We start from the raw sequence: 7,076 nt of genomic DNA, 5'->3' as shown, positions 1-7,076 counted from the left end.
CCGCTAACCTTAAAAAGCAAGCTTTTTAAGGTCCGCTCGACTTGCATGTATTAGGCACGCCGCCAGCGTTCGTCCTGAGCCAGGATCAAACTCTCCATAGAAAGTTAAACAACCTAGCAAATTGACGTGGACGCTTCGTTTTGTTCAGTTTTCAAAGAACATTTGTTTCTGTTATTCAAAAACGACTCTTATAATATATCATTTCTATCAGACCTTGTCAACTACCTAAAAAACTATTTTTCAGCTCGTTGACAACAGCTTTAACAATATAACATCTTCTTAGATAAAATGTCAACATATTTTTATTCTATTTCACTTATCCTTGATCTCAGTGATAAATGATCTACTTAAAGATAACCCTCTATTTTTCAACAATTTAAGGCTGTTGATAGTACTAAAAAAGCTGAATAGTTGGCCATTCCTTATATGTAGCATTCTAAAAAACACCTAGCCATAAAAATAGCCGCGTACTTTTTAGCGATTTTATTTTTCATATCTCTCATTGATTTTAACCTTATTCCAGTCTTTTGCCAGCATTCCGTACACGACATGATCAACAAAATGGTCATATAGTCATTCCGCGTCTCTAATGGTCCCTTCATTGATAAATCCTAATCTTTCCGGAATTGCCCTGCTCTTCGAATTCTCAACCGCACATCTTATTTCGACTCTGTTTAACTTTAATTCATCGAAAGCATAGTTAATATACGCGATACATGATTTCGTCATCAAACCATGTCCCTGAAATTGCTCTCCTAACCAATAGCCTATACTCGTTTTTTTATTTGACCAATCGATACTATGAAATCCAATTACACCAGCGAGTTCGCCCTTGTACCAAATGCCCGTTTCAAATCCATTATTAGATGCAAATTTTTTCAGTGTCATTTCAATAAATCTTTTTGAATCTTCAACCGTTTTTGTAGAGTCAACCCACGGCAGCCATTTCCGTAAATATGTTCGACAAGAATCTGTAAGGGCAAACAGCTCCTCCGCATTTTGATAAGTAAGCAACCTCAAAAATGTCTCTTCATCAATTTGAAAGGTAAACATCTATATCACCTACATTTTCTATATTTGCTTTACAAATCAAGCGTTAATTAAAATTCTCATTATCATCGCTCAATCAAAGGAAAAAATATCCGGTCACCTACATTATACCGTGCTTTTTAGTCAACACGCTATAAATAAAAAAGCGCAAGCCCCCTGTTAAACATTACGAATAAGCACTCTTGTTACTCACTACCCCAGACTGCTTCAGATATCCCTTTCAAATCATGCTTTGTACAAGTGTGCATGGATGCCTACTCAAGATGCAAACTGACTGTAAACCGTGCTAGAAGCACGAATCTCTCTCGAAGCCAAATGTTCTTCACGAATAAAAGCGCTCGCAAAGATGGTTTGACACAAGAGAGCAGCCACTGAACTAGACAGTTTTCTTTTTTATCATTTATCCTTTTTCCTGCGCGAAGGAGAGTAAAGATATAATTTCTTGATATGATAAAAAAGGATGCTCACTTCATGTGAACATCCTTACCGTTTCTACTCTCTTAAAAATACGAAATATAAAATGAAAATGACAAACAAACCATATAAAATCGGATGAACTTCTTTACCGCGCCCTTTTAACACCATAGTGAGCGGATAAAAGATGAAACCAACAGCGATCCCTGTAGCGATGCTGTAAGAAAGCGGCATCGTGATTAACGTGAAAAAGGCTGGAACTGCAATTTCGAATTTTTTCCAGTCAATTTCACCAATGGAAGAAGCCATTAATGCACCGACAATAATTAAAGCTGGTGCTGTAACTGGCGCAGTAATTACCCCTAATAACGGAGAGAAGAATAAAGCTAATAAGAATAAAATTCCTGTGACAACCGCTGAGAATCCAGATCGTCCTCCTGCTGCAACACCTGCTGACGATTCAATATAAGAAGTAGTAGTCGACGTCCCGAAAATCGCTCCAACCATAACCGCTGTGGCATCCACAAGCAACGCTTTTCCCGCTCGAGGCAATTTATTGTCCTTTAATAATCCCGCTTGGTTCGCAACAGCAAGAAGCGTTCCTGTCGCATCAAAAAAGTCAACAATAAAAAACGTTAACACAACACCAAGCATCTTCAACGTAAAAATATCATCTAAATGTTGAATCGCAACACCGAAAGTAGGAGAAATATCCGGAATCGCACCAACGATTTGATGAGGTACTTTAATTAAACCAAAAATCATCCCTGCAACAGCGGTAATAAGCATACCGTAGAAAATACCACCATTTACTTTTTTAACCATTAAAGCAATAGTGACAAATAAACCAAATAACGCCAATAACGTATTTCCATTTTTTAAATCGCTCAAACCGACTAATGTCGCCGAGTTATCAACGATAATTCCCGCGTTTTGAAGTCCGATAAACGTAATAAATAATCCAATTCCTGCACCAACCGCATATTTTAAATCAAGCGGGATCGCATCAATAATTTTTTCGCGAATACCTGTCAATGTTAAAACAGTAAAAATAATTCCGGAAACAAATACTCCCGCTAGCGCTGTTTGCCAAGGAACGTGCATGTGTAATACAACCGTAAACGCAAAAAACGCATTCAATCCCATTCCCGGAGCTAGTGCAATAGGATATCTCGCTAAAATCCCCATCAGAATGGAACCGTACGCAGCAGCCAATGCAGTCGCAACAAACACCGCTCCTTGGTCGATTCGTAATTCGTTCGGAAAATCTTTTACAGCTCCTAATGAAAGGGTAAATGGATTGACGAACAACACATATGCCATCGACAAAAACGTCGTTAACCCGGCAATAATTTCTGTACGATAATTTGTGCCGAGCTCGTCAAATTGGAAATACTTTCTCACTTTTTTGTCCCCCCTAAACATAAATAAAACGCCTCTAGTTAGCTACCAGAAGCGTTGACTAATAAGGGATAATGAACATAGAGAGGACGCACGAAAGCAAATTACATGCTCTCTATCCCATTATACCTCGTAGTCAAGCTATTTACGGTAGCTTGGTAGAAACTCTCAGGCCATATTCCTGAGATTATACGACGTATTTTGACAATATTCGTTTTTCATGTACATTGTATCAACACAGCGGCTATACGTCAATAAAAAAACGAACATTTTGTACAAAATGTTCGTTTTTGTTCGTTTTTAATATATTATTCCCATTCGATCGTTGCTGGAGGCTTGCTTGTAATATCGTACACGACACGATTCACATGTGGGACTTCATTGACAATACGTGTTGAAATAACTTCCAATACATCCCAAGGAATGCGCGCCCAATCAGCTGTCATTCCATCAATCGACGTGACCGCACGAATGCCTACTGTGTAATCGTACGTGCGCGCATCTCCCATCACGCCGACGCTGCGGATGTCAGGAAGAACAGTGAAATACTGCCAAATTTCTCGGTCAAGTCCCGCTTTTTTGATTTCCTCGCGTAAAATAGCATCGGATTCACGAACAATTTCAAGTTTTTCCTCTGTTACTTCCCCAAGCACACGAATCCCTAATCCAGGCCCCGGAAATGGTTGCCGCCATACAATTTCATCCGGAATACCCAATTCAGTTCCAAGCGCACGTACCTCATCTTTAAATAATGTGTTTAACGGTTCGATCAAATTGAACTTCATATCTTCTGGTAAACCGCCAACATTATGGTGAGACTTAATCGTCTGCGCTGTAGCCGTTCCACTTTCAATAATATCAGTATACAGCGTGCCTTGTACTAAAAATTCAATTCCTTCTAATTTCGCTGCTTCATCATCAAACACATAAATAAATTCATTTCCGATGATTTTGCGCTTTTGCTCTGGATCTGTGACGCCTTTAAGCTTCGTGAGGAATCGTTCTCTTGCGTCTACTTTAATGACGTTCATATGGAATCCTTCGCGGAACGTTTTCATCACGCTCTCGGCTTCCCCTTTGCGCAGCAACCCATGGTCAACAAAAATACATGTTAGCTGATCTCCAATCGCCCGATGCACAAGCACAGCTGCGACAGAAGAATCAACACCTCCACTTAATGCGCAAAGCACTTTTTTATCGCCAACAAGCTCGCGAATTTTACGAATTTCGTTATCAATAAAGCTCTCCATCGTCCAATCGCCTTTGCATTGGCACACGTTGAACACAAAATTTTTTAATATGTCATTTCCATAAACAGAATGACGTACTTCTGGGTGGAATTGGACTGCATACCATTTCCGAGTTTCATCGCTCATCGCTGCAATTGGGCAAGACGGGCTTGTCGCATCAACAGAAAATCCTTCTGGAGGAGCAGTAACTAAGTCTCCATGGCTCATCCAAACCGTTTGTTCCTCTGGCAAATGTTCAAATAGTTTGGATGTGTGTTGGACACGAATCGTTGCTTTCCCGTACTCACGATGTGTCGCTTTTTCTACTTTTCCCCCTAAGTGATGCGTCATTAACTGCATTCCGTAGCAAATTCCCAAGATCGGCAATCCAAGCTCAAAAATGTTCGGGTCGCAAGTAAAAGCATTGTCATCGTAAACGCTATTTGGACCGCCGGAAAATACAATTCCTTTTGCGTTCATCGCTTGAATTTCTTCAGCGGTAATCGTATGTGGATGCAGTTCGCTATACACACCAAACTCGCGAATACGGCGAGTAATTAATTGGTTATATTGGCTACCGAAGTCTAACACGACAATCATTTCCTGCTTTTGTCCCATGTCATCACCTCATCGCAAAATAAAAAACTAGAATTGCCTCTTCATGATATAAAGGCAGAATTCTAGTTATTCTGCCTTCATAGTCGGGTAATTTACGGTTACCCGGTAGAGACTCTCGAACCATATTATCGAGGATATATGAAGGAGTGTACTTCATTAAATTTTAGTCCATTCTATCAACTCTATCTCCAAACGGTCAAGATACTGTTTTTTTAATTAAATTTTCCCACAATTCTTTCACTTGTGTCCATTCTGTATGAACGTTTTCTTTTTGATAAACCACCTTTTCATACAAAAGAGTAAGCCGACTCATTTCGTTCGTTCCAAACCAATCATCGACATAAGCGGCGTATTGACGCAACGTTTGTCCATTTTTCCGTTTCAATCCATAATCATCTAAATGCCGCAATAGCGAAAGGTACGCTTTCGTGAACATTTGATCGTCCTGTTTATACGTAAACAACAAAAGCGTAATGTACGGCCACCATTTTCGCCTCGTTTTATACAATAGTAATACAACACCGAGCAAAATAAGCATCCCCATCACTATTTCTTTCCATGACAAAGCGGCAAAAGAGGCGGTTAGTTTGTCTTTTACACTTGGCGACGATGTGTTCTCATGCTTTAACACGTCATTGAGTGGTGTTCGTTTTTGTTCTGGTTGTGTCCGCTGGGGTACCGGTGTTGGCTCCGATACGGATTGCGGCTCCGTAAAGCTGTACGGATTGCTAAAGCCTTGTGTCGGTTCAAACGGAACCCATCCCGTTCCGGCAAAATACACTTCAACCCATGAATGGGCGTTATTATTTGTAATTTGATAAATATTTTTTCCCTCTTTGGTTTCTTCCATTAATTGCCCAGACGTGTACCCTTTCACCCAACGGGCTGGAATGCCGACGGACCGGAGCAATACAACCATCGCTGTAGAAAAGTTATCACAGTAGCCTTTTTTCGTTTCAAATAAAAACTGATCAACATAATCATCGTTTTCTCCCGGAACTGCAACATCTTTCGTTTCATACAAATAACCATTCAAATGAAAATATTGTTCAATGGCTTTTGTTTTTTCATACTGTGTCGTTTTTCCTTTTGTAATTTGTTGAGCCAACTCACGAACCCTCTTTGGTAGATTCGCAGGGAGTTGAGTATACCGTTTCACGAGTTGCTCATCTTGCACAGTAGGAGCAGCATTTAATTTGTCAATCGCAAACGTCGGATATTCATACGTAAGTTCATATGTTCGTAAAGGCACAATATAGGCCGAACGATCCGTCGGATAAATTCTCTCTGTCCCTACTTGTAAGCGAAATACAATATCGCCAGAAACATTTACCGCTTTTAAACCAAGCGGATAAATTAAATGAGAGTAACCCTGAAACATGTTTACTTTCGCTGTGAATACCTCTTTTTTAGCATTTCCTTCAAACCATTGATGTACATTGTTTTCTTTTTCAAACGTTTTTACTTGGACGCTATCGGTTTCTTTCCAGCCTTTTCCCGTATAAATATCTTTTGTCTCGACGCGCCAATAATGTCGCTTCTCATCTTCTGCCATGAAAACAACGGTATCATCGGCAATAAATGGTCCGCCTAATCGAGAGTCGTTATAACCATACCCAACTTTTTTGACAAGAGCCTTTTGACGTTCTTGCTCTTGTTCATGATGTGTCGCATAACTTTTCACAAAAGCGACAGGGTCGGGCCACTTCGGTGGATGTTTCGGCGCCATATAACCCATTGCAATCGAAAGACCAATAAGACCTATACAAGCCGCCGCCCATGTTCTTGTTCTGTTTACCGCTATCTCTTTTTCACGTAAGCGCTCATCATGCAGCCAGCTCAATAAGAAAAAGCCAAACACGACTAAACGAACAATAGCTCCATTTCCCTGAAATGCCGTAAACGTATCCAGCACCGCAATATAGGTAACCGTCATCGCATAAAAAAGAAACAATCTTTTTTGGGCAAACAACCAATATCGAATCAGATACGCCGTGATCCATAACAATAGAAAAAATAAAAAACTGCGGAAAGGGTTGGTTAGCTCTGTCCAGCGAAACTGGCTAATGACAGAAATATGGCTTATCATTTCAAATAGGAGAGACAGAATCGCTTCGGACCACGGACCATGAAAAAACAACACGTTTAATGCATAAACGATATACCCGGCTTTGAAAAGAACGCGAATCCAAAACGGAACACGTAAAAAATAAAGGAGAAAACAAAGCGCTACAAATAGGATAAATATTCCGATATTCCTCGTATCTGACACCGTTTCAAGCGGCATGAGCCACTCCGCTAAAAGCCAAAACGCAAATCCGTATAACACCAATCCTTTTATGCTTCTCTCCGTGTAAACCACGA

General features: G+C 40.2%; 3 protein-coding genes, 1 rRNA gene, 1 pseudogene and 2 riboswitches (1 of these 7 only partly in view). All 5 genes and pseudogenes read right to left on the bottom strand.

Annotation, left to right across the window (positions count from 1 at the left end):
* A 16S ribosomal RNA gene (locus tag ISX45_RS17325) occupies positions 1–101 on the bottom strand (it extends 1,451 nt beyond the left edge of the window).
* A 475-nt stretch (positions 102–576) separates the two neighbouring features.
* A pseudogene (locus ISX45_RS17320) lies at positions 577–1,053 on the bottom strand (GNAT family N-acetyltransferase); the annotation flags it as partial.
* A gap of 489 nt (positions 1,054–1,542) precedes the next feature.
* Positions 1,543–2,868 (bottom strand): NCS2 family permease, encoded by a 1,326-nt coding sequence (locus tag ISX45_RS17315; RefSeq protein ID WP_194519496.1) that lies wholly within the window; start codon positions 2,866–2,868, stop codon positions 1,543–1,545.
* 110 nt (positions 2,869–2,978) lie between these two features.
* A riboswitch (purine riboswitch) is annotated at positions 2,979–3,080 on the bottom strand.
* 93 nt (positions 3,081–3,173) lie between these two features.
* Positions 3,174–4,712, bottom strand: a complete 1,539-nt coding sequence (guaA, locus tag ISX45_RS17310; RefSeq protein ID WP_194519495.1) for a glutamine-hydrolyzing GMP synthase — start codon at positions 4,710–4,712, stop codon at positions 3,174–3,176.
* 60 nt (positions 4,713–4,772) lie between these two features.
* Positions 4,773–4,874, bottom strand: a riboswitch (purine riboswitch).
* A 34-nt stretch (positions 4,875–4,908) separates the two neighbouring features.
* Complete coding sequence (locus tag ISX45_RS17305; protein WP_228485574.1) at positions 4,909–7,074, bottom strand: DUF4129 domain-containing transglutaminase family protein; 2,166 nt, start codon at positions 7,072–7,074, stop codon at positions 4,909–4,911.
* Positions 7,075–7,076 lie beyond the last annotated feature (2 nt).

The sequence above is a fragment of the Thermaerobacillus caldiproteolyticus genome, assembly GCF_015326725.1.
Classification (GTDB): domain Bacteria; phylum Bacillota; class Bacilli; order Bacillales; family Anoxybacillaceae; genus Thermaerobacillus; species Thermaerobacillus caldiproteolyticus.
This window is presented reverse-complemented; position numbering and strand designations above follow the sequence as displayed.

Bases quoted from the DNA above. Each gene is read 5' to 3' on its own strand.
- guaA (WP_194519495.1), bottom strand. From the start codon at position 4,712: ATGGGACAAAAGCAGGAAATGATTGTCGTGTTAGACTTCGGTAGCCAA.